A 21,642-nucleotide genomic window follows, 5' to 3' on the forward strand; every position below is an offset into this window, starting at 1 on the left:
ATGCCTCCAGGTGTGTCTACGACGGGCCCCAGCTTCCGGTGTACCCCTCAGCGAAGTATGCCGCGCCGCGGTGGGATCCGGTGAGCATCGCGAGTTCCCCGTGTTGGCGCTCGATGTCGAAGGGTGACGCGCCGTCGATCGAGTGCAGGAGGGTCGTCACCCAGTAGGAGAAGTGCTGTGCCTTCCACACTCGCGCGAGTGCGCGATCGGTGTAATGCCGCAAGGATTTCTCGCCACCCCCGGCGAAGTAGTCGACGAGGACTTCGTGCAGCACGCGTACGTCCGCGAGTGCGAGATTCAAACCTTTCGCGCCAGTCGGCGGGACGGTGTGGGCGGCATCGCCCGCCAGTAGGAGTCTGCCGTGGCGCATCGGCGCGGTGACGAACGAGCGGAACGGTAGCACCGTCTTTCCGCTGATCGGGCCCTCTTGCAGTGCGAAACCATTGCCATTGACGCGGCTGCGCATTTCGGCCCAGATCCGCTCGTCATCCCAGTCTTCGGCGCGCTCGGTGGGCGCACATTGGAAATACATCCGCTGCATCGTCGACGTGCGCTGGCTGACCAGGGCGAAACCTTGTTCGGAGCGCGCGTAGATCAGCTCCGGATGTGATTGTGGCGCCTCGGTGAGGAAGCCGAACCAGGCGAAGGGATATTCCCGAAACCATTCGGTGCGCAGGCCATCCGGAAAGGCGTGACGGCAGATCGAACGTGAACCATCGGCCCCGACGATCAGATCGGCCTCCAGTCGGGCCGGGCGGCCGTCCGCCTCGGCGAACGTCACTACCGCAGGATCGGTGGAGACCGCGGTATCCCGGACGCCATAGCGGACATCGCCACCATCGGTCTTGCGGCGGTCGGCGAGGTCGATGAATACCTCGGTCTGCGGATACAGCCACACGGATTCGCCGACCAGTTCCCGGAAATCGATCCGGTGGTTGTCACCGTCGAAGCGCAGCACCACACCGTCGTGTCGGTCGCCTTCGGTGAGCACGCGATCGCAGACGTTGGAATCCACCAGCATGCGCACCGAACCCGCCTCGAGGATGCCCGCGCGAATGGTGGTCGCGATCTCCTCGTGCGTGCGGATATCGATCACGACAGAGTCGATTCCGCAGCGGTGCAACAGATGTGACAGCAGCAGACCCGCCGGACCCGCGCCGACAATCGCGACCTGGGTGCGCGTATTTGTCATAGCGCGAACCTCTTCGAAGTGTCGAGGGTGGCGGGTTCCGCCGATCGAATGCGCAGCCGGGTTACCGTGGCCATCGCGAGCATGCCGACACCTGCTACCGCGGCGAAAAAGTAGAAACCCCACGGGTATGCCGATCCGGCGACGATGAGCCAGCCGGTAATGGTCGGACCGAAGATCGCGCCGAGCCGACCCACACCCGAGGTGAGGCCGAGTGCGGTGGCCCGCACCTCGGCCGGATATGCCTGCGTGACATAGGCGTAGACGAGTACCTGAGCCGAGAATACGAAGATGCCGGTGACCAGGACTAATGCATCGAGCAGCACGGTGCTGGAAACCTTGATGCTCAGCAGCGCCAGCAGTACCGCGGCGGCCGCGAACCAAACGAGGACAATCGGTTTCGTGCCACGGCGGTCCGCGAGGGTTCCGGCGACGAGCAACCCGATGACCGCACCGATATTCAGCACCAGCAATAGAGTCAATGAGGTCGACATGTTGTATCCGGCGTCGCGCATCAGCTTCGGCAGCCAGGTGTTGAGTCCGTAGACCAGCAGCAGACCCATGAACGAAGCGACCCACACCCCGAGCGTCGTCCGCAGATAGCGTGGTGTCAGCAGGATGGTCGGCCGGACCCGTTCGGGCGTGGCCTGGGCGGCCAGATATGCCTCGGATTCGGGCAGTTCGGCCCAGATCAGCGGCAGCAGCAGGAATCCGGCGATGCCGCCGAGGTAGAACAGCGGCTGCCAGTGCGGAACGAGTTGCAGCGCGATGAGCGAGCTGATCACCGCGCCGGTGTGATAACCGGTCATGGTGATGGTGCTGGCGAAGGCGCGGCGGGCGGCGGGCACCTGCTCGGCAATGAAGGTCAGCGCTGTCGGCAGACATGCACCGAGCCCGATCCCGGCCAACAAGCGGAAGATGCCGAAAACGGTGACGGATCCGGCCGCCGGGACGGCCGCGGTGAACGCCGAGAACAAGGCGATCGAGGCGAGCAGGACCTTGCGGCGTCCGTACCGGTCGGCCAGCGGCCCGCCCGCCGCGCCGATGGCGACCCCGACCAGCGAGATCGTCGCGACGAAAGTCGCACCGGCCGCGGTGAATCCGATGTGGTGGTGCTCGATCAGGGTGGGGATGACGGCGCCGAGCACGACCAGGTCGTAGCCCTCGAGCAGGACGATGAGCCAGCACAGCGCGGCCGGCCACGGCGACAGCTTGTTCATGATGATTCGTTTCTGCAGATTCGGGCCGGTCATAGCGGGCCCTGATTGTGATGGCTCTCACGCTAGAATGACCGGCAATCAGAAATCCAATTGATATTTTTCTCGATCCACATAGAGGAGATCTATGGCATCCGAGTTCGATCTGAACCTGGTGCGCACATTTGTGCTGCTTTACGAGACCAGGAGTGTCACCGCCGCCGCCGATCTGCTCGGGGTCACCCAGCCGACGGTCAGCTACGGGCTCGGCAAGATGCGGCGGCGGCTGCGCGATGAACTATTCGTGCGCGGTCCGGGTGGTCTCGTGCCGAGTGCGGAGGCCGAGCGGCTGTATCCGCCGCTACGCGCGGCCATCACGGGCATCGATGAAACACTTGGTGCCGCAACCGAATTCGATCCGATCGGACCGGTCCGCTTCAGGCTCGGACTGTCCGATCTCGGCGAGGTGACGGTGCTGCCGTTGGTGCTCGCGGAACTCGCGGTGCGGGCACCGCAGGTCACATTGCAGGTAGAGGCGTTCGATGTGGATACCGCAACCGACCGGCTCGCCCGCGGCGAGGTCGACGCGATGGTGGCCAGTCCGATACTCGACTCGACTCGGCTGACACGGACGCCACTGTTCACCGAGGGCTATGCGGGGCTGGTCGCGGCGCATCACCCTCGGTTGCGTGGTGATGCACCCACCGAAGCCGAACTGGATGGTGAGCGGCATATCGTCGTCGAAGGCGTGACGGGCCACTCCGGTCCGCGCAAGGCGCTGCGCGAGCACCATCTCGGAGATCGCGTCGCCGTGCGCGTCACTCGATTCGCCACCCTGCCCTATGTGGTGCAGGACAGTGAGTTGGTCGCCATCGTCCCCGAACGGGTGGCGCATGCGTTGGCGCGAACCCATCCCGTGCGGGTATTCACCCTGCCGTGGCCGATCGAGCCAGTGGAGGTCGCGGCCTATACCCGGCGCGCACCTGGTCGCACAGCGGCTCAGGGCTGGTTCCTCGAGGTGGTTCGGGCGGCGCTGGCGAATCTGCCGTCGGTCAGCCCAGTCGCGTAATCGGTTTCGCGGCGGTCAGATCCGCTTCGATTCGGCGGGCGGCCGTTTGCAGGCGCGGAATCAGTTCGGCCCGAATGGATTCGATGCTGCGGCGGGAGGCGTGCGTGGAAATATTGATCGCGGCGATCACACCCGAGCGGTCCCGGATGGGGGCGGCGACCGACCGCAGACCTTCCTCCAATTCCTGGTCGACAATGGAAAAGCCCTGTGCGCGAACCGTTTCCAAGTCAGAACGCAAGGTGTCCTGATCGGTGATGGTGTTGGCGGTCAGTCGGGTCAGTGCGGTGCGCGCCAGGTAAGTGTCGAGTTCAGCCGCCGGGAGTCCGGCCAGCAGGACATGGCCCATGGAGGTGGCGTAGGCGGGGAAACGGGTGCCGATATTGATGCTGACGGTCATGATCCGGGATGCCGCGACGCGGGCTACGTAGACGACATCAGGACCGTCGAGCACCGATACCGAGCTGGATTCGTGCACGTCGGCGGAGAGCTGTTCGAGGTGCGGTTGGGCCACCTCGGACAGGCTCATGCTCGACAGATACGAATAGCCCAGCTCGAGCACCTTGGCGGTGAGCGAGAAGCGTTTGCCGTCGGTGCGGACATAGCCGAGATCGGCGAGGGTCAACAAGAATCGGCGTGCGGCGGCGCGAGTGAGCCCGGTCAGGCGCGCGACATCGGAGAGCGTCAGCTGCGGGTTCTCGGCGTCGAATGCCTTGATGACCGCGAGGCCGCGTTCGAGCGACTGCACATAATGGGTGCCGCGCCGGCCGTCGTCGTCGTTACCGCCGGTCGTCATCGTCGTCCTCCTCGACAGGGCGCTACAGGGCGGTATCGTCCCCGAGTTCGGCCAGCACCTGCTGCCCGATCGCGAAGGCCGCATTGGCGGCGGGCACGCCGGCGTAGGCGCCGGTGTGCAGCAGTACTTCGGCGATCTCGGCGGCGGTGAGACCGTTGGTGATCGCGGCGCGCACATGCATCGCGATCTCCTCGTGCCGCCCGAGGGCGGTGAGCACCGCAAGGGTAACGCAGCTGCGGGTGCGTCGGTCCAGGCCCTCGCGGGTCCAGATCGAACCCCATACCGACTCGGTGATGTATTCCTGGAACGGCCTGGTGAATTCGGTGGTCCTGGCGACGGCGCGATCGACGTGATCATCGCCGAGCACTTCACGCCGGACCGCCATGCCGCTATCGGCTCGTTCTGTCATGCGTTCTCCTTCAGGTGAGCGAGAATCAGATCGTTGATCGCCTCCGGTGCCTCGGCGCTGGCCAGATGTGCGCCTGGGCTGACGATTTCGAGGCGGGCGTGCGCGATCGCGCGCGCGATGCGCTGTCCGTGCTCCGGTGGGGTGGCCGCGTCCTGGGTACCGGCGATTACGAGGCTGGGTGCGGTGATCGATGACAGCCGGTCGGCGATATTCATCGTTTCGATTGCCGCGCAACAGGATGCGTAACCGTCAGGGTTGGTGGCGGCGACCATGTCCTCGTAATAGTGGATGCGGTCCGGGTGGTCCGCGCGCCATCGCGGGGTGAACCAGCGCTGTACGACCGCGTGTGAAACTGCCTGTGTCCCTTGGCTTCTGACCAAATTTGCACGCTCGGCCCAACCGCTGGGCGGGCCCAGTTCGGCGGAGGTGCAGCACAGGGTGAGTGTGCGCACGCGGTCAGGTGCGTGCTCGCCGAGCCACATGCCGACCATGCCGCCGAGTGAGAGTCCGACGAAATGCGCTCGTCCGATGCCGAATCGGTCGAGCAGCCCGATCACATCGGAGCCCAGATCCGTCAGCGTGTACGGGCCGGGGGGTACCGGGGATGCTCCGTGTCCGCGGTGGTCGTAGCGCAGTACCCGGTACCCGGCGGCGGTCAGCGCGGTGACCTGCGGATCCCACATCCGCACGTCGCTGCCGAGTGATCCGCTCAGCACGACGGGTTCGCCGTCGTCGGGACCGTCGACGACGCAGTTCACCTCGACGGCGGTCACGACTGCGCCTCGCTGGCGCTCGGCTCCGTCGTGACCGCCTTGGCGGCTGTGTTGTTTGTTCGCTCGCTGCGCTCGCTCACGACTGCGCCTGCCGAATCAGCTGGCTGCCACAGAGTGCGAGCGGTCCGCAGTCATCGGGACCGTTCGTTAGGCAGTGCATCTCGACCACGGTCATACCTTCGCCTCCCTGGCGCTCGGGTTCTGTATGGCACATCCGTTGATTGGATTGCTCATGACCGCGATCGCCAATCGGCGAGTGCCCGTTCGATGAACTCGCGGGTGGACCCCAGGTACTGCGTGGGGTCGAGCAGTCTCTCGATTCGAGCTCGGTCCAGATACTTCCCGACCACCGGATCGGCGGCGAGCAGATCAGTGAGAGAGCCTTCGCCGGTAAGGGCCGCCTGGCAGCACTGCGCGACGGCATCGCCTGCCGTGTGCCTGCCGACCGCACCGTGCGAGGTCGAAACCAATTCGGTCACAACGTTTTCCGCGAGCGCCAGGCCGCCGGTGAGGTCGAGGTTGGCGCGCATGCGCTGTGGCTCGACTCGAAGTCGCTCGAGGCTGATTCGCAGCCAATGCACCGCGGAACCGGTGGTGCGCAGCAATTCGATGTACGGCCGCCATTCCGCATGCCACGAGCCCGCCGCACGCTGATGTTCGTGGGGGACCGCGCCGAGCAGTGCGGCAACCAATCCTGGTGCTTGCCCTGCGGATCCGGCGGCCAGGACGGCGGCGACCGGGTTGCGTTTATGCGGCATGGTCGAGGAGCCGCCGGTACCCGCCGGGCCCTCCTCGTAGACCTCCGCGACCTCGGTCTGCGCTAGCAGAGTGATATCGCGGGCGATCTTGGCCGCCGCCGCGCAGGTCTGGCCGAGCGCCCCCGCGATCTCGGCGATGCGGCCGCGCTCGGTATGCCATGGTAAGGCCGGTTCGGCCAGTCCGAGGTGGCGCGCGAGTCCGCTCAGAACGGCAATCCCGTTGTCGCCCAAGGAAGCGAGCGTGCCGACCGCCCCGCCGAACTGCACCGCCAAGCGATGCCGCCGGATGTCGTCGAGCCGATCGCGCGCCGCGCCGATACCGCCGAGCCAGCCCGCCGTGGTCAGCCCAAAGGTGACCGGCGGTCCCTGCTGGAGCAGGCTGCGCCCGGCCAGCACGGTGTCGGCGTGGATTTCGGCGAGGTGTGCCAGGCGGGCGGCGCACGTGCGCAGGTCGTCATCGAGCACGGTCAGTGCCCGCCGCGTCACCAGCATGGCAGCGGTATCGACCACGTCCTGGCTGGTCGCGCCGAGGTGTACATATCCGGCCGCATCGCCCGCGACACGAGCGGTGAGTGCCCGCACCAGCGGCCCGGCCGGATTACCGATGCCGACAGCCTGCGCGCCGAGCTCCGCGATATCGTAATCATCTGCATCGCAACAGCTTTCGATCGCGGCAGCGGCCTCGGGTGGAATGGCTCCTGCGGCGGCTGAGGCGGCCGCCAGCGCGCCTTCGAAGTGGAGCATGGCCTGCACCCACGCCCGGTCGCCGACCTGCGCCGCGACCGGACCGGCCGCGAGCACACCGTCGAACAACCCGTCAGACATCGAAGAACACCGTCTCGCGCTCACCCTGGAGGTACACATCGAAAACATAGCCGTCGGGACCGTTCGCGGCGATCAAGGTGCCGCGCCGCTCCGGTGGCACCGCGGTCAGCACCGGATCGCTCGCGTGCTGATCGGCGTGCTGGGGGAAGTAGATGCGGGTGATCACTCGATGCAGCAGACCACGGGCGAATACCGAGACGTCGATATGCGGGGCCTGCCCATCGCCGAGCGCGCCGGGAACAACGGTGTAGACCGCGAATTCGCCCGCTCGAGTGTCGCTGCGTGCGAATCCGCGGAAGTTTTCGCGGACACCGCGGCCGTCATCCGGATGCGCGATATGCCCGTCCGGGTCGGCTTGCCAGATCTCGACCATGGCGTCATCGAGCGGCTCGCCGACGCCGTCGAGCACCCGGCCCCGAACCCACCCGGCTCCCGGTGTTCCCAGCGGTACGGCGTAGGGGCCGTCGTCCCATGTGAGTCCGATGTGCAGGTAGGGGCCGACGGTCTGTGAAGGCGTGGTGGGCAGATCAGTCATCGTCCTCGTCGTCCTCGAAAGGCGTGCCATCGCGGCCGCGCAATACGATGTCGAACTCGAAGGCCAGCGCCCGCTCGGGTTCGCTGCGGTCGAGATCGAAGCGGCTGATCAGCAGTGGGCGAGCGGCCTCGGGCACCGAGTTGAAAATGGGGTCCTGAGCGAACAGCGGATCGTCCGGAAAATACATCTGGGTGACCAACCGTTGGGCGAAGGCGCGCCCGAACAGTGAAAAGTGGATGTGTGCGGGCCGCCAGGCATTGTGGTGGTTGCGCCACGGATAAGCGCCGGGCTTGATTGTGGTGAACTCGTAGCGGCCCGCGGCATCGGTAATAGTGCGCCCGACGCCGTCGAAGTTGGGATCCAGCGGGCAGTCCCACGCGCCCCGGTCGTGCCGGTATCTGCCACCGGCATTGGCCTGCCATATCTCGATCAGGGAGTTCGGGACCGGCTTGCTGTCACCGTCGAGCAGTCGGCCGTGCACGATAATGCGCTGTCCGAGCGGTTGTGCCCGGTGTTGCGCGGTCAGGTCGTTATCCGTTTCGGCGATCCGGTCCGCGCCGAGTACCGGACCGGTGAGTTCGGTCAGCCGCTGTGGCAGCAGCACCAGCGGCTCTTTCGGATGGCGCAGGGCGGTCGACTTGTAGTCCGGGGAGTCCAGCGGCGGGTGGGTGTCCGCCGGGTCCCTTCGATAGCCTTGCAGCGCACGGGTTTTCATGATGTCGCCTCCAGGACAACGGCCAGACCCTGGCCGACGCCGATACATAATGCGGCAAGTCCCCACCGGCTGCCGCTACGCCGCATTTCGCGGGCGAGTTGGTTGATGACGCGTCCCCCGGATGCGCCGAGCGGGTGACCGATCGCTATCGCGCCACCGTTGACATTGACGATGGCGGGATCCAGTTCCGGCCAATCGGCAAGGCAGGCAAGCGATTGCGCGGCGAAGGCCTCGTTCAATTCGACTACGCCGAGATCGTCCCAGCCGATTCCCGCGCGCCGCAGGGCGATTCGCGCCGCTTCGACCGGGCCGATGCCGAAGACATCCGGATCGACTCCGGCCGCACCGCGTCCCGCGATCCGCGCCAGGGGTGCGTGGCCGAGTCGATCGGCCAGTTGTTCGTCGCCGAGCAATAGGGCGGATGCGCCGTCGTTCAGCGGTGAGGCATTTCCGGCGGTGACGGTGCCATCCGGCCGGAACGACGGTTTCAACACCGCCAACCGTTCGACGGTCGTTTCCGGCCGCAGCGACTCGTCGCGGGCCAGATCGGTGCCGGGGACGGCAACGACATGATCGTCGAAGAAGCCGTTGTCCCAGGCCTTCGCGGCGAGCTGATGGCTGCGCGCGGCGAATTCGTCCTGCGCCGCGCGCTCGATTCCGTAGCGGCCCGCGAGGATTTCGGTGCTCTCGCCCAAGGACACCGTCCACCGCGCGGGCATCGCCGGATTCACCAGCCGCCAACCCAATGTGGTGGAGTGCAGTGTTTCGTTGCCAGCGGGAAATGCCTTGGCGGGCTTGGACATAACCATCGGCGCGCGGCTCATCGATTCGACGCCGCCGACGACAACCGTTGCCGCATCGCCGGTTTCGATCATCCGGGCGGCCTGCATCGCGGCGTCCATACTCGACCCGCACAGCCGGTTCACCGTCGTGCCGGGTACCGAGGTGGGCCAATCCGCCAGCAGCGCTGCCATGCGTGCCACATTGCGATTATCCTCGCCCGCCTGGTTGGCCGCCCCGAAGACGATCTCGTCCACCGTCGCGGGATCCAGATCGCTGCGGTCGGCGAGCGATCTCAGCACGGAGGCGGCGAGGTCATCGGGCCGGATACCGCTCAGCGCCCCGCCGTACTTGCCGAACGGGGTGCGAATACCGTCGTACAGAAATGCGCTGGTCATGATGCAGCTTTCAATGCCCGCAGGGTGGTGAGTTCCATGGCTGTCGGGGGTTCGCTGATCTCGAGATCCGCCGCGACCCGCAGCTGCCAGCCGGTGGCATCGCGGACCTGCTCGACGTTCACTCCCGGATGAACGGCGACGAGGATCAACTCGCCGGTGTCGTCGGGTCGCATCACTGCGAGGTCGGTGATCACCAGGGTCGGACCCGCGCCGCGCAGGCCGAGTCGCGCGCGCTCGCCGTTACCGCGACCGTGCCCGAAGGAGGTGATGAAGTCGACCTTGTCGACGAAGGAGCGGCGCGACTGGCGCATGACGACGAACACTTCACCACACGAGGCGGCGATCTCGGGCGCGCCACCCGCTCCCGGCAGTCGGACCTTGGGATTGGTGTAGTCACCGCCGATGACGGTGGTGTTGATATTGCCGTATTTATCCAGCTGTGCTGCCCCGAGGAATCCGACATCGATGCGACCCGGCTGCAGCCAGTAGTTGAAGATCTCCGGCACGCTGATCACGGCGTCGGCGGTCTCGGCCAGCACGCCGTCACCGATGGAAGCGGGCAGCCGATCCGGTTTCGAACCCAGTGTGCCGGATTCGTAGATGAGGACCAGATCGGGCGCATGGGTATTGCGTGCGAGATTGGCGGCCGTCGACGGTAGCCCGATCCCGACGAAGCACCGCTTGCCCGCTTCGAGTGCCCTGGCGGCGGCGATCGTCATCATCTCGTCTGCGGTATATGCCTTTTCCATTGTGGCGGTGCGGGTTTCGGCGATGGTCATACTGTCTCCGTGGTGGCGGTGTGCACGTGCTCGTCGAGCCAGTGGGTGAAGCTGTCACGGTCTCGGCTGATCGCGTCCCAGGCCGCGTAATAGTCGTTGTCCCGTTCGGAATAGCCCTGCGCATAGGACGGATGCGCGCCGCCGGGCACCTGCGCGACCGCGGTCACCGCCCACGCGGGCAGTACGATCGCGCCGGGCACCGGAGTCAGTTCGTCGACGATCTCCTCGACCGTGACCAGGCTGCGGCGCGCGGCGAGCAGTGCCTCCTTCTGTACCCCAAGTAGCCCCCACAGCTGCACATTTCCGGCACGATCGGCACGCTGGGCGTGGATGACCGTGACATCGGGATTTATCGCCGGAACCGCCGTCAGCTGTTCACCGGTGAACGGACAGGTGATCGGTTTGATGGTGTCGGTGACCGTCGGCAGATCGGTGCCGACGTATCCGCGCAGCACGGCGAACGGCAATCCGGACGCTCCCGCGACATAGCGGTTCGCCATCCCCGCGTGGCTGTGCTCCTCGATCTCCACCGCTGCGGGCCAGGCCTGCTGTACCGCGTCGCGGAACCGGTGCAGCGAGCCGACGCCGGGGTTACCGCCCCAAGAAAAGATCAGCTTGCGGGCGCAACCGGCCCCGATCAGCTGGTCGTAGACGATATCCGGCGTCATCCGCACCAGCGTCAGATCCCGCTTGCGCTGGCGAATGATCTCCTGCCCGGCGGCCACCGGGATCAGATGTGTGAACCCTTCGAGCGCGACCGTATCGCCGTCGCGAACGAGTTCGCCGACCGCATCCGCCAAGGAGGTAATCCTGGCCATCTCACTCCTTATTCGAAATTGTGGAAATGCCGCTGATCACCCGAGCCGAATCCAGCATTTGCCCGGGGTGGACCACATCCAGGCGCGATCGGCGTCGCCGAGCGCGAACTGGCCTGCGGCACCCGGCTCGGCACGATCGCACTTCGCGGCCGACGATCCACGGCAGCCCGGGACCTCTCGATGGCCGCCGGATCCGAACCGCACATGGCCGACGCCGAGCATGCGCACCAAGGCATCACCCGGCCGGTAGACCGAGTCGGGCTGCCGCGCGATCCGCTCGGGCGCGGCCACGGTAGCCGCCTTCATCACACCTCGCTTTGTGCGCATTCCGTACAACTGGTTGTCATGCGAACATCGTAGGGCGAATCCGAAGGCGACTCAAGTCCTATATATCGATCGTTGGCATGGTGGAGCGGCTTCGACCTGGCATTTCTCCAGCGAATCGAGGTGGTTCAGTGAGCGCGGAAACCCCGACTGCGGCGCGGTCAACGCACCGGGTTCGTACGAGCGCGCATCGGGCGCGCCTCTTGGCGCACAACTGACGTCCCTCGATCCGAGAAAGAACTGCGGTGCCGATGCCGTGCGATCCTGTGTTGCCCGGCCGCTCGGCGCATTCGTGCTCGGTGACCGGCACGGCCGCAAGGTGTGCCGGCCGGTTAAATCCTCGCCGCCGCAGCCTTTGTCGATGTCGGCGCTGTAGCCCCGATGACGCGTTCCAATCGTCGGCTTGGCGAATTCCGTTCCTGCTCAGCGTCGTTGTGCGGTTCGCCGGTTATCTGAGCCGCGCCGGGCGGACGAAACACCGGCATTCGAGGCCGAGCAGGCGCAGCAGGAGGCCGCGCCTCACCGATCGTGCAGGTCGTGCTGGAGAGCGTGATCTGCATGGCGCTGATGAATGCCCACCACCATCTTCGGATCGTCGCGCTGCCCGAGTCGAACGTTGCGCTCATCGGTGCCTTCACATTCGGCAGCGCCATGACCGCCGCATCTTCCGCGCGCGAGACATTCCGCATCTCGCTCGAAGACCGGATGCGGCCCCGCTGTCGCGCGAGGACTATTCGCGCCTGCGCGCCGAGGCGATCGCGGCGTAGGGCTGCGCGGGCCGATCAGGCGGCGAAGAGGCCGACCAGGGTGCCGCTCGCGATGACGTGGTTCGTGATGGCCTGCCGGACCACGTCGGCCGTGGTGTCCTTGGTGAACCCGGCCGATCGGTCCAAGGCGTATAGCCGGAAGAAGTACCGGTGCGCCTGGTCGCCGACCGGTGGTCGCGGACCACTCCAGCCGACTTCACCGAAGTCATTGGGACCCGCGACGGCCCTGGGCGGTGGCGCCTCCGCCCGGATACTGGTCGCGGTCGGCGCGATGCCGGTCAGCAGCCAATGGGTGAACGGCCCGCCCGGCGCGTCCTCGTCCTCGCACAGCAGGACGATCTCCGCGGCGTCACCGGGGATACCGCTCCACTCGAGCGGCGGAGCGACATTGCCGCCGTCGTAGGAGTAGCGGTCCGGAATTGTCGAGTGGTCGGTGAATGCGGCACTGTGCAGCTCCGCGCGCACCGGCGTCCGTCGCACGTCGTTCTGGTGGCTGGTGGGATTCGGCATCGTTTTCCTCCGCTCGACGGGCTTGCTGGTTCGAAGCGCCCGGAGAGCCGAGGTCCGCGCTGATCCTCGTACTCGCCGAGCAGCGTCACTGTGCGGGTTGCCACTCGACTGTCTGCTAAACCGTGGCTACCCGGACTCCGCGATCCGGTCTCAGTTGGGGTTCGCGCAGGTCGCTGATCGCGGTGGCGTAGCGGCTTTCGAGTTCGTCGAAGTCGTCGCCGAGGTAACGGGCGAGCACTCAGTGGTTCGGCCGCCGCCATGGCCGGGGTGCTCGCAGTGACCAACCGCGATCGCATCGTCTTCGGCTCCGCGGCCCTTCAGCGCGCTCACGCCCCGGCAGAGCGGTTCACATGATCCCGCACCCGGGCTCAGCGATATCTTCGACGCCGATCAGCGCATGGAGGTCGAACACCATAATCCACTGCGGCAGCTGCCGCGACTGGCCGCCGCGGTCAACGGCTGATCACAGCTGGGGTTGCGGCGGCAATTCACTGGATACCAGCTTCTGCGCGCTGCGCTTGTTCATGCCGAACATCCGCAGCACATGCAGGGTCATTTCGTCGGTGAGTGCCCCGGCATCGGCCTCGGGTCGGGCATCCAATAGTTGCAGCAGTCCCAGCAGTGCCCCGCCCGCGGCCATCAGCGCCATATCCGGGTCCATCGGCTCGAACCGGCCCGCCTCCTGTGCGGCTATGATGTCGCGTCGGGCGCGTGGGCCCAGGCCCTCGTCGCGCAGCAGCACCGACGTACCGGAATTCAGGATCACCCGCACACCCTCCGGGATCTGGCGCTGCAGCCGTCCGGTCATCCGGAAGCTCACCGCGAATACCTCGGCGGGGTCGTCGTACATGGCGACGATCTCGTCGCGCATCTCGCTGTAGATCTGCAGCACCGACCGCACGGCCTCGTCGAACAACTGCTCTTTGGATTGGAAGTGGTTGTAGAACGAGCCGAATCCGACATCGGCCGCATCGGTGATTTCCTGGATGCTCACCGCGGATCGCCCCTCCGACAGGAACTTCCGCGCCGCCCCGAGCAGCGCATTGCGCGTCCGCTCGCGCCGCCTGTCGATGCGGTTGCCCACCACACCTGTCACTATGCCCTCCTTCCCCTCGATTCCGTTATCAGAATCGTATCTGATAAAAGAATCAGAGTCGATTGCGGCCGTGTTTCCGGCGCTGACCGGAGCCTGGATTCGGTTCCGGCTGAATGTAATTCTCGACACCATGCCGGGCGCTTCTTAGTGTCCGTTGATGTGACGACCAGCGACCAGACCCAGGACCCGAGCGCCGACTGGAGCTTCGAGACCAAGCAGATCCACGTCGGACAGGTGCCGGACGGTACGACCAATGCCCGCGCGCTGCCGATCTACCAGACCACTTCCTACACCTTCCGGGATACCGCGCATGCTGCGGCGCTGTTCGGTCTCGCCGAACCGGGCAATATCTACACCCGCATCATGAACCCGACCCAGGATGCCGTGGAACAGCGCATCGCGGCATTGGAGGGCGGTGTCGCGGCGCTGCTGCTGGCCTCCGGGCAGGCCGCGGAGACGTTCGCGATCCTGAATATCGCCGGTGCGGGCGATCACATTGTGTCCAGCCCACGGCTATACGGCGGCACCTACAACCTGTTCCGCTACTCGCTGCCGAAACTGGGCATCGAGGTCAGCTTTGTCGATGATCCGGATGATCTGGACCAGTGGCGCGCGGCGATCCGGCCGAATACCAAGGCGCTGTACGGCGAAACGATCTCCAACCCGCAGAACCATATCTTCGACATTCCCGGTATCGCCGAAGTCGCCCATGCCGCGGGCGTTCCGCTGATTCTCGACAACACCGTCGCGACGCCGTACCTGATTCAGCCGCTGGCCCATGGCGCCGATATCGTGGTGCATTCGGCGACAAAGTATTTGGGCGGCCACGGTGCGGCCATCGCGGGCGTGATCGTCGACGGCGGTACCTTCGATTGGACCGGTGGCCGCTTCCCCGGTTTCACCACACCGGACCCGAGCTACCACGGCGTGGTGTACGCCGACCTCGGCGCTCCCGCCTACGCCCTCAAGGCCAGGGTGCAACTACTGCGTGATCTCGGTTCGGCAGTCTCGCCGTTCAACGCCTTCCTGATCAGCCAGGGTCTGGAGACGCTGAGTCTGCGGATCGAGCGGCATGTGCAGAACGCCGAGGCAGTCGCGGACTTCCTCGCGGCGCGTTCGGAGGTGACCTCGGTGTCCTACGCCGGGCTGCCGTCCTCCCCGTGGTACGAGCGCGGCCGCACGCTCGCTCCCAAGGGCGTCGGCGCGGTGATCGGCTTCGAATTGGCCGGTGGGGTCGATGTGGGTAAGCGTTTCGTCGAGGCGCTGAAGCTGCACAGCCATGTGGCCAATATCGGCGATGTGCGTTCGCTGGTGATCCATCCGGCCTCGACCACCCATTCCCAGCTGACTCCGGAAGAGCAGTTGGCGGCCGGTGTCACCCCGGGCCTGGTCCGTCTCGCGGTCGGCATCGAGGGTATCGACGATATCCTCGCCGATCTGCGCGCCGGATTCGCGGCCGCTCAGTAGTCGAGGTGTCACCCACTGCCAGTCGTGCCGCCGGGGTCGCATTGCGCGGCCTCGGCCGCAGTTTCGGCGCCCATACGGTCCTGCGCGATATCGAATTGGAGATCGCACCGGGTGAGGTGATCGCGCTGGTCGGTCCGTCCGGCAGTGGGAAATCGACACTGTTGCGGGTCATTGCTGGGTTGGACGAGCCGACCGCGGGCGAGGTCGTGCTCGACGGTCGTCCCATGCGCGGCATCGACCCGCGCTGCGCGGTGGTTTTCCAGGAGCCGCGGCTGCTGCCGTGGCGCGATCTCGCGGGCAATGTCGCATTGGGTCTGCCACCGACCATCTCGCGGGCCGAAGGCGAGGCCGAGGTGCGGCGCGGGCTCGAGATCGTCGGACTGGCCGGATTCGAGGGACATCGTCCGCGACAAGTGTCAGGGGGCATGGCGCAGCGAACGGCATTGGCCCGCGCGCTGGTTCGCCATCCTGGCGTGCTGCTGCTCGACGAGCCGTTCGCGGCGTTGGATGCGCTGACCAGGCTGCGGATGCAGGACCTGCTCGACGAGGTGCAGCGCGCCGCGGGTATCACGGTCGTACTCGTCACCCACGATGTGGACGAGGCACTGCGCCTGGCCGACCGCGTAATTGTACTCGAAACTGTCAGTGGCGAAACAGGTTTCACGATCGGCACGGCGCTCGAGGTATCCGCCGATCGGCCGCGCGACGACACCGACCCACGGTTGGCCGCGCTGCGGCTCGACCTACTCGAACGACTCGGCGTTGCGCGCCGCGCCACCGTCAAGGAGACACTCTGATGAGACGAGCGACCATCGTCCTGGCAGCCGTCGCGGCGGCGGTGATGACGCTGCTTTCGGGCTGCGCGGAGGGCGAAAAGTCCGGCGCGGCCGGGGCGGGTGCGGATGAGGTGCGGCTGGACTACGCCTACTACAACCCGCTGAGCCTGGTCATCCGGGACCAGCACCTGCTGGAGAAGTCCGGCGCCAAGGTGACCTGGGTATTCTCCGCGGGCAGCAACAAGGCCAATGAAAGTCTGCGCGCCAACGCGATCGATGTGAATTCGACCGCGGGTTCGGCGGCATTGCTGGCGAAGGCCAATGGCACACCGCTGCAAAGCATTTCGATCTACAGCAAACCGGAATGGACCGCGCTGGTCGTCGCGAAGAATTCTCCCATCACCTCGGTGGCCGAGTTGAGGGGTAAGAAGATCGCGGCGACGAAGGGTACCGACGCCTATTTCACACTGCTGCAGGCACTTCAGACAGCTGGTCTCACCGCCAAGGATGTGGAAGTGACCAACCTGCAGCACGCCGACGGCAAGACCGCACTCGAACGCGGTGATGTCGATGCGTGGGCGGGTCTGGATCCCTACATGGCGCAGACCCGTCAAGAGCAGGGTTCGCGATTGCTCTACCGCAACGCCAACTTCCAGACCTACGGCGTACTCAACGCCCGCGCGGATTTCATCGCACAGCATCCGGACCGGGTCCAGGCCGTGGTCAATGCCTATGAACAGGCGCGGGTTTGGGCGCTGGAACATCCGAACGAACTCGCGCAGCTGCTGGCGACGGAATCGAAGACCTCCCTCGACGTCGCCAAGGAAACGCTCGAGCGCACCGTATTGAAGGTCGATCCGGTACCGGGCGAGACCCAGCGGGCGGTACTCACCCCGATCGTGCCCATCATCGTGGCCGACGGTGACGTGCGATCGAAGGAAGCCGCCGAGACCGCGCTCGGTGCACTCTTCGAGCCGAAATTCGCACAGCAGGCCCTTCGGTGACGGTCACCCAGACCGCACCGCCGCGTGCCGCGCGCCGGATCCGTTGGGATCAGGTGGCGCTCGGACTGGTCGTACCCGTGCTGCTGCTATTGCTGTGGCAAGGGGTGACCTCGGCGGGACTGTATTCGTCGAGCCAGCTCGCGCCGCCCGCGGAAGTGCTTGCCGCACTGCGGGAGTTGTTGCAGCGCGACGAATTGTGGAGCCATCTGGCGATCAGCATCCAGCGGGTGCTGCTCGGATTCGCCAGTGGGGCGCTCATCGCACTGGTGCTCGGCGCGGTGGTCGGGCTGTTCGATATCGCCCGTGTGCTGCTGGCGCCGACGGTCGGATTGTTCCGCACGGTGCCGTCGCTGGCGTGGGTGCCGCTGCTGCTGTTGTGGCTCGGCATCGGCGAGGAACCCAAGATCGTGCTGGTGGCCATCGGTGCGTTCTTCCCGATCTATACGACGACGGCATCGGCTCTGGCACAGGTCGATCCGCACCTGACCGAACTCGGCCGGGCCTATGGATTGCACCGTGCCGCGCTGTTGTTCTCGATTCAATTGCCCGCGGTGGCACCGGCGGTCGTCAACGGTCTGCGACTCGGCCTGGCCAATGGTTGGCTGTTCCTGGTCGCGGCCGAGCTGATCGCCTCGTCGAAAGGACTCGGATTCCTGCTGATCGACAGCCAGAACAGCGGCCGCACCGACATCATGCTGTTGGCCATTGTGCTGCTGGCCTTGCTCGGCAAGCTCAGCGACACCGTATTCGCCATCGCGGAAACGAAATTGATCGACAGCCGGTTCTGAAAATCAGACGTGCACGCCACGGATGCGGTCGACGATGAAAAGCGGGTCGGTCGGGGCGGCGTTGCCGCGCCACGCAACGTGTTGGTCGGGGCGGATCAGCACGAGGTCGCGTTCGTAGAGCGCCCGGGCATGTTCGTCGCGGATATCGACCACGTCGAGTGGAACGGCACGCTGAGCTGCGGCGTCTACGAATCCGGTGACATCGTGTTCGGCGAAGCGCAGCAGAGTGAAGCCGCGGCCGAACAGGTCGAAGATCGCGCGGCAGTCCGCGAGGTACACGCTCGGCGGCCTGGCGCCCGGCCAGGTGCTGGGTACGTATTCGGCCATCCGCTGCGGCGGCGCGTGCCCATCGAGATCTCGGCAGACGATGGGGGAGTCGTCGTAGCGGTAGTCGAGTTCGATGCCGAGGGCTTCGTTTTCCAGGTTGCCCAGGTCGCTGATCTCGCGGCCGAGTTCGCACCGGGTGCGTTCGCCGAACCAGCGTTCGCTGTGCATGGCGGTCCAGTCGCTGGTCATGATGGCGCCACGGACCGCGCTGTGCCTGGCCGAGGCCGCGCGGTTGCGCAGCGCTACGGCGCGTCGCTCCTGCTCGTAGGCCGTGAGCAGGCCGGGGCCACCCCAGTTGTGCAACTGTGCGGCGAGGACCCAGCCGAGTCCTACCGCGTCGCCGACGCCGGTATTCATGCCGTAGCCCCCGGTGGGCACGACTTGGTGGACGGCATCGCCGGCGAGCCAGACGCGTCCGCGTCCGAAGGAATCGGCGACGGTCAGGCGCGGGGTCCAGAAATTGGCGACCAGGATCTCGATATCGAAGCGTCGGCCGAGTCGTTCGTAGACGAACTCGCGCGGGTCGATCTTGTCGGCGTCGGTGCCGATGCCGAGGGGCGCCTGCAGGGTGAAGGTGTCGCGGTCGTTCTGCGAGATGACTGTCCAGCCTTCGGGGGACTGGAGGTGCCAGACGGTGCCGAAGCGGGTGCGGATCTCAGTATCTGTGGTCGTGAAGTGCACGAGGTAGAACCGGCCGTCCATGGGGCGCTGCCCCGTGGCGCGGAATGCGCGGATCGAGCTCTTGGCAGTTCGTCCCGGGCCGAGCTCTTTGACGAGGAGTTTGCGGAGATCGATCTCGTCGTGTCCGATACCGAGTTGCCTGCGGGTGCGGCTGCCCGCGCCGTCGCAGCCCACGAGATATTGCGCGCGGACGGTGCGCGATTGCCCGGTCTCCCCGGATGTCAGACGCGCGGTGACACCGTCGGTGTCCTCGATGAAACTGTCCAGCGCCCAGCCGTAGTGGACGCGTGCGTTGGTTCGGGTTTCGAGCTGTTCGCGCAGCGCCGGTTCGAGGATCACCTGGGATACGCGCATGGCGGGTTCCAGCGGGAGGGTGCCGTCATTGCGTTCGTGGATGAGCCGGAATTGTTCGGCGACGCTGGGATATTCGAAGCGCGCCAGCTCCCAGCCGACCGCATTGGTGACCCAGCTGACTCTGGCCCTGGAGTCGTCTGGAATCGCGACCTTGCGCAGTTCGTCGGCGACCCCCAGTCGCCGGTACAGCTCCATGCTGCGGCCATTGGTGATGTCCATTTTCGGATGCCGGGTGCTGGTGGCATTGCGTTCCACGACGACGGTGTCCACACCGTGGCGGTCCAGTTCGAGCGCGAGCGTCAGACCTACCGGACCGGCCCCTACCACCAGTACTGAGGTTGTTTCGGCGGGGGTCATCGCGCCTTCCTTTCCGGATCTCCAGTCACTCCTATGTGCCACACACCACATTGAACAGCCTTGTTCAATTAGTGTCAATAATGATCTATTTAGATCGCTTCCGACTCATTCAAAACAATGTCGTAGCTTTGGTGTGGAACTCAGGAAGGGAATGCCGGTGAATGTGACCGAGAAGCGGATCAATGCGGCTGCGATGCGGCTGTTCGCTGCGCGGGGCACCACGGATCTGACGATCAGCGAGCTGGCCACCGAGGCGGGCGTCGCCCGCGGCACGCTGTATCGCAACGTCGAATCCATCGAGCAGCTCTACGACCGGGTGCGGGCGCAACTCGCCTTCGATATCCACGATGCGAATGTCCGGGCCATGGACGCGCACGGCGACATCGATCCGCCGCTGCGGATGGCCACCGGGATCCGCTTGCTGGTGCGCCGGGCCCATGAGAATCCCGCGATGGGGCGGTTCCTGGTCCGGTTCGGCCTGACCGACGAATCCCTGCGCGAGGTGCTCGGCGGTCCGCCGATGCGCGATATCGAGAAGGGCATCGAGAGCGGCCGCTACACCGTCTCGCCGGTTATGGCGCTGAGCGTGGCCGCGATGGTTACGGGCGCGGTGGTCAGCGCGATGTGGATGGTGCTCGAAGGGCATCAGGCCTGGCGTGATGCCGGAGCCGGTGCGGCCGAACTGGTGCTGTGCGCGTTGGGGGTTTCGCGGGAGGAGGCACGGCAGATAGTCGGCGCGCCGCTGCCTGATCTTCCCGAACTCTGACCGATTCCATTCGAGCTGATCGCAAACCTGTTCTGCGGGAGCGGAATACGGTTGTCTCGAGCAGATGAGCTCTGCACGACGTCGGGCATTGAAAACAGTTACCGGAGTCAGCGGCGCGGTGAGCGTCTATGCGGCCGCGATCGATCCGCACGAATCGACGGTGGCGTCCTCGATCGAGATCGCGAAGATCGCCGAGGCCAATAAGTTCGACGCCCTGTTCGCCGCCGACCTGTTGAGCTTCGGGGCGCAGGGCGCGATCGGCGCGCAGGAGCCGCTGATCTTCCTGTCCGCATTGAGCGCGGTGACTTCGCACGTCGGCTTGATCGCCACCGTTACCAGCACCTTTCACCACCCGTTCAATCTCGCGCGGCTGTTCGGAACGCTCGACCATGTGAGCAATGGCCGAGCCGCCTGGAATATCGTCACGTCCTCGGTGGGCGAGGAGAATTACGGCGATCAGGATCTGCCGAGCCCGGAGGAGCGGTACGCGCGCGCGACCGAATCCCTCGAGGTCATCAACGCGCTGTTCGACAGCTGGGAGCCGGGGCGCTGACCCCCGACGGTAACGGCGGTGCGGTCCTCGATGCGGCCAAGGTGCGTCCGATCGAGTATGCGGGGCAATACTTCACGGTGCGGGGTCCGCTCAATATCCCGCCGTTGCCGCAGCGTCGCCCGGTCCAATTCCAGGCCGGTCAATCGGCGGGCGGTATCGAGCTCGGCGCGCGGTTCGCCGAGGTGGTGTTCACCTCGCTTCCGACGCTCGAGGATGCGGTGACCTATACCAAGACGATTCGGGCGCGCGCGACGGAACTCGGTCGAGCCCAAGAATTACCGCTGATCATGAGTTCGTTCCATGCGACTTATGGAGCAACGGATGAGCAGGCGCGCCGGTTGGTCCGCGAGGCGGCCGAGGCGACCGACTTCGATGCGGGCCGCATCCAATTGGCGGATATGTTCGGTGGCGGTATCGATCTCACGGAGCTGCCGCTGGATCGGCCGATCCCGGAAACGATACTGCCCGAGCTGAATTCGGTGAACCGCCGGCGCGGGCGGGTGGAAATCTTCACCAAGCTGGCGGCATCCGGTCGCACGCTGCGTGAGCTGATCGTCGCGGCGAAGGATACCGGGCACTGGGCGGCTGCCGGGACGCCGGAACAATTGGCCGATGCTGTCGAAGAGCGTTATCGCGCAGGGGTTCTCGATGTCATCTCGCTGGGTGGTCTGGCCGATGCCCGAACTCGAGACTTCGTTACCAATGGACTTCTGCCCGAATTGCGCCGCCGGGGAATCGTCGGAAACGACTATGTCGGTGGCACTTTCCGCGAGAACCTGGAACTGCCCCCGCTACCTGAGCGCTGAGCGCGCGGTTTGCGCGGGACATCCCAGGT

The 21,642-nt window shown here is 65.8% G+C and carries 22 protein-coding genes and 1 pseudogene; 7 read left to right on the top strand and 16 right to left on the bottom strand.

Annotation, left to right across the window (positions count from 1 at the left end; translation table 11 throughout):
• Positions 1–16 precede the first annotated feature (16 nt).
• Positions 17–1,192, bottom strand: coding sequence for a 4-hydroxybenzoate 3-monooxygenase (locus ACIBI6_RS29710; RefSeq protein WP_364345619.1), 1,176 nt, complete (start codon positions 1,190–1,192; stop codon positions 17–19).
• The gene (locus tag ACIBI6_RS29715) at positions 1,189–2,409 is read right to left on the bottom strand and encodes an MFS transporter (protein WP_396958554.1); all 1,221 of its coding nucleotides are present in this window, start codon (positions 2,407–2,409) and stop codon (positions 1,189–1,191) included. The genes ACIBI6_RS29710 and ACIBI6_RS29715 overlap by 4 nt, the downstream gene beginning before the upstream one ends.
• 124 nt (positions 2,410–2,533) lie before the next feature.
• Here ACIBI6_RS29715 and ACIBI6_RS29720 point away from each other — a divergent pair, with 124 nt between their 5' ends.
• On the top strand, positions 2,534–3,454 hold the full coding sequence (locus tag ACIBI6_RS29720; protein ID WP_396958555.1) for a LysR family transcriptional regulator: 921 nt from the start codon (positions 2,534–2,536) through the stop codon (positions 3,452–3,454).
• On the opposite strand, the gene ACIBI6_RS29725 is transcribed toward ACIBI6_RS29720, so the two are convergent.
• The 13 genes from ACIBI6_RS29725 to ACIBI6_RS29785 all read right to left on the bottom strand — a co-directional run bounded on the left by ACIBI6_RS29725 (position 3,438) and on the right by ACIBI6_RS29785 (position 13,734).
• Positions 3,438–4,247 (bottom strand): IclR family transcriptional regulator C-terminal domain-containing protein, encoded by an 810-nt coding sequence (locus ACIBI6_RS29725; RefSeq protein WP_364345613.1) that lies wholly within the window; start codon positions 4,245–4,247, stop codon positions 3,438–3,440. The genes ACIBI6_RS29720 and ACIBI6_RS29725 overlap by 17 nt on opposite strands.
• 22 nt (positions 4,248–4,269) lie before the next feature.
• Positions 4,270–4,656 (bottom strand): 4-carboxymuconolactone decarboxylase, encoded by a 387-nt coding sequence (pcaC, locus tag ACIBI6_RS29730; protein ID WP_364345611.1) that lies wholly within the window; start codon positions 4,654–4,656, stop codon positions 4,270–4,272.
• Entirely contained in the window at positions 4,653–5,429 is a 777-nt protein-coding gene (gene pcaD, locus ACIBI6_RS29735) for a 3-oxoadipate enol-lactonase (protein WP_396958556.1), read from the bottom strand. Before pcaD ends, pcaC begins: the two co-directional genes overlap by 4 nt.
• Before the next feature lie 230 nt (positions 5,430–5,659).
• The gene (gene pcaB, locus ACIBI6_RS29740; RefSeq protein WP_364345607.1) at positions 5,660–7,012 is read right to left on the bottom strand and encodes a 3-carboxy-cis,cis-muconate cycloisomerase; all 1,353 of its coding nucleotides are present in this window, start codon (positions 7,010–7,012) and stop codon (positions 5,660–5,662) included.
• On the bottom strand, positions 7,005–7,547 hold the full coding sequence (gene pcaG, locus ACIBI6_RS29745) for a protocatechuate 3,4-dioxygenase subunit alpha (RefSeq protein ID WP_396958557.1): 543 nt from the start codon (positions 7,545–7,547) through the stop codon (positions 7,005–7,007). The genes pcaB and pcaG overlap by 8 nt, the downstream gene beginning before the upstream one ends.
• A complete protein-coding gene (gene pcaH / locus ACIBI6_RS29750; protein WP_396958558.1) occupies positions 7,540–8,262 on the bottom strand; it encodes a protocatechuate 3,4-dioxygenase subunit beta in 723 nt (240 codons plus the stop codon). Before pcaH ends, pcaG begins: the two co-directional genes overlap by 8 nt.
• On the bottom strand, positions 8,259–9,440 hold the full coding sequence (locus tag ACIBI6_RS29755) for a thiolase family protein (RefSeq protein WP_396958559.1): 1,182 nt from the start codon (positions 9,438–9,440) through the stop codon (positions 8,259–8,261). The genes pcaH and ACIBI6_RS29755 overlap by 4 nt, the downstream gene beginning before the upstream one ends.
• Positions 9,437–10,219 carry a CoA-transferase subunit beta gene (locus ACIBI6_RS29760; RefSeq protein ID WP_396958560.1) on the bottom strand — a complete coding sequence of 261 codons (783 nt, stop codon included), beginning with the start codon at positions 10,217–10,219 and terminating at the stop codon, positions 9,437–9,439. Before ACIBI6_RS29760 ends, ACIBI6_RS29755 begins: the two co-directional genes overlap by 4 nt.
• Complete coding sequence (locus ACIBI6_RS29765) at positions 10,216–11,037, bottom strand: CoA-transferase (protein WP_364345597.1); 822 nt, start codon at positions 11,035–11,037, stop codon at positions 10,216–10,218. Before ACIBI6_RS29765 ends, ACIBI6_RS29760 begins: the two co-directional genes overlap by 4 nt.
• 36 nt (positions 11,038–11,073) lie before the next feature.
• On the bottom strand, positions 11,074–11,343 hold the full coding sequence (locus ACIBI6_RS29770) for a hypothetical protein (protein WP_396958561.1): 270 nt from the start codon (positions 11,341–11,343) through the stop codon (positions 11,074–11,076).
• 350 nt (positions 11,344–11,693) lie between these two features.
• Entirely contained in the window at positions 11,694–12,014 is a 321-nt protein-coding gene (locus ACIBI6_RS29775; protein WP_396958562.1) for a hypothetical protein, read from the bottom strand.
• 129 nt (positions 12,015–12,143) lie between these two features.
• A complete protein-coding gene (locus ACIBI6_RS29780) occupies positions 12,144–12,638 on the bottom strand; it encodes a YbhB/YbcL family Raf kinase inhibitor-like protein (RefSeq protein ID WP_364345591.1) in 495 nt (164 codons plus the stop codon).
• Positions 12,639–13,101: 463 nt separating this feature from the next.
• A complete protein-coding gene (locus tag ACIBI6_RS29785) occupies positions 13,102–13,734 on the bottom strand; it encodes a TetR/AcrR family transcriptional regulator (RefSeq protein ID WP_396958563.1) in 633 nt (210 codons plus the stop codon).
• A gap of 159 nt (positions 13,735–13,893) precedes the next feature.
• Between ACIBI6_RS29785 and ACIBI6_RS29790 the strand changes: the two genes are divergently transcribed.
• From ACIBI6_RS29790 to ACIBI6_RS29805, 4 genes are all read left to right on the top strand, one after another.
• On the top strand, positions 13,894–15,201 hold the full coding sequence (locus tag ACIBI6_RS29790; protein WP_396958564.1) for a bifunctional o-acetylhomoserine/o-acetylserine sulfhydrylase: 1,308 nt from the start codon (positions 13,894–13,896) through the stop codon (positions 15,199–15,201).
• Between the two features lie 5 nt (positions 15,202–15,206).
• Positions 15,207–15,998: an ABC transporter ATP-binding protein gene (locus ACIBI6_RS29795; protein WP_364345585.1), complete on the top strand. Its 792-nt coding sequence runs from the start codon at positions 15,207–15,209 to the stop codon at positions 15,996–15,998.
• Positions 15,998–16,981: an aliphatic sulfonate ABC transporter substrate-binding protein gene (locus tag ACIBI6_RS29800; protein ID WP_364345583.1), complete on the top strand. Its 984-nt coding sequence runs from the start codon at positions 15,998–16,000 to the stop codon at positions 16,979–16,981. The genes ACIBI6_RS29795 and ACIBI6_RS29800 overlap by 1 nt, the downstream gene beginning before the upstream one ends.
• A gap of 89 nt (positions 16,982–17,070) precedes the next feature.
• A complete protein-coding gene (locus tag ACIBI6_RS29805; RefSeq protein WP_396958644.1) occupies positions 17,071–17,769 on the top strand; it encodes an ABC transporter permease in 699 nt (232 codons plus the stop codon).
• 3 nt (positions 17,770–17,772) lie between these two features.
• Here the strand turns inward: ACIBI6_RS29805 and ACIBI6_RS29810 are convergent, their stop codons facing one another.
• Entirely contained in the window at positions 17,773–19,488 is a 1,716-nt protein-coding gene (locus tag ACIBI6_RS29810) for an FAD-dependent monooxygenase (protein WP_396958565.1), read from the bottom strand.
• 157 nt (positions 19,489–19,645) lie between these two features.
• On the opposite strand from ACIBI6_RS29810, the gene ACIBI6_RS29815 reads away from it, so the two are divergent.
• Both ACIBI6_RS29815 and ACIBI6_RS29820 read left to right on the top strand, forming a co-directional pair.
• The gene (locus tag ACIBI6_RS29815; RefSeq protein ID WP_364345579.1) at positions 19,646–20,254 is read left to right on the top strand and encodes a helix-turn-helix domain-containing protein; all 609 of its coding nucleotides are present in this window, start codon (positions 19,646–19,648) and stop codon (positions 20,252–20,254) included.
• Between the two features lie 64 nt (positions 20,255–20,318).
• Positions 20,319–21,613: pseudogene (locus ACIBI6_RS29820) on the top strand (NtaA/DmoA family FMN-dependent monooxygenase).
• The last annotated feature ends 29 nt before the right edge of the window (positions 21,614–21,642 follow it).

The organism is Nocardia sp. NPDC050412, from assembly GCF_044458825.1.
Classification (GTDB): domain Bacteria; phylum Actinomycetota; class Actinomycetes; order Mycobacteriales; family Mycobacteriaceae; genus Nocardia.

Bases quoted from the DNA above. Each gene is read 5' to 3' on its own strand.
- ACIBI6_RS29710 (WP_364345619.1), bottom strand. From the start codon at position 1,192: ATGACAAATACGCGCACCCAGGTCGCGATTGTCGGCGCGGGTCCGGCG.
- ACIBI6_RS29715 (WP_396958554.1), bottom strand. From the start codon at position 2,409: ATGAACAAGCTGTCGCCGTGGCCGGCCGCGCTGTGCTGGCTCATCGTC.
- ACIBI6_RS29720 (WP_396958555.1), top strand. From the start codon at position 2,534: ATGGCATCCGAGTTCGATCTGAACCTGGTGCGCACATTTGTGCTGCTT.
- ACIBI6_RS29725 (WP_364345613.1), bottom strand. From the start codon at position 4,247: ATGACGACCGGCGGTAACGACGACGACGGCCGGCGCGGCACCCATTAT.
- pcaC (WP_364345611.1), bottom strand. From the start codon at position 4,656: ATGACAGAACGAGCCGATAGCGGCATGGCGGTCCGGCGTGAAGTGCTC.
- pcaB (WP_364345607.1), bottom strand. From the start codon at position 7,012: ATGTCTGACGGGTTGTTCGACGGTGTGCTCGCGGCCGGTCCGGTCGCG.
- pcaG (WP_396958557.1), bottom strand. From the start codon at position 7,547: ATGACTGATCTGCCCACCACGCCTTCACAGACCGTCGGCCCCTACCTG.
- pcaH (WP_396958558.1), bottom strand. From the start codon at position 8,262: ATGAAAACCCGTGCGCTGCAAGGCTATCGAAGGGACCCGGCGGACACC.
- ACIBI6_RS29755 (WP_396958559.1), bottom strand. From the start codon at position 9,440: ATGACCAGCGCATTTCTGTACGACGGTATTCGCACCCCGTTCGGCAAG.
- ACIBI6_RS29760 (WP_396958560.1), bottom strand. From the start codon at position 10,219: ATGACCATCGCCGAAACCCGCACCGCCACAATGGAAAAGGCATATACC.
- ACIBI6_RS29765 (WP_364345597.1), bottom strand. From the start codon at position 11,037: ATGGCCAGGATTACCTCCTTGGCGGATGCGGTCGGCGAACTCGTTCGC.
- ACIBI6_RS29770 (WP_396958561.1), bottom strand. From the start codon at position 11,343: ATGAAGGCGGCTACCGTGGCCGCGCCCGAGCGGATCGCGCGGCAGCCC.
- ACIBI6_RS29775 (WP_396958562.1), bottom strand. From the start codon at position 12,014: ATGGCGCTGCCGAATGTGAAGGCACCGATGAGCGCAACGTTCGACTCG.
- ACIBI6_RS29780 (WP_364345591.1), bottom strand. From the start codon at position 12,638: ATGCCGAATCCCACCAGCCACCAGAACGACGTGCGACGGACGCCGGTG.
- ACIBI6_RS29800 (WP_364345583.1), top strand. From the start codon at position 15,998: ATGAGACGAGCGACCATCGTCCTGGCAGCCGTCGCGGCGGCGGTGATG.
- ACIBI6_RS29810 (WP_396958565.1), bottom strand. From the start codon at position 19,488: ATGACCCCCGCCGAAACAACCTCAGTACTGGTGGTAGGGGCCGGTCCG.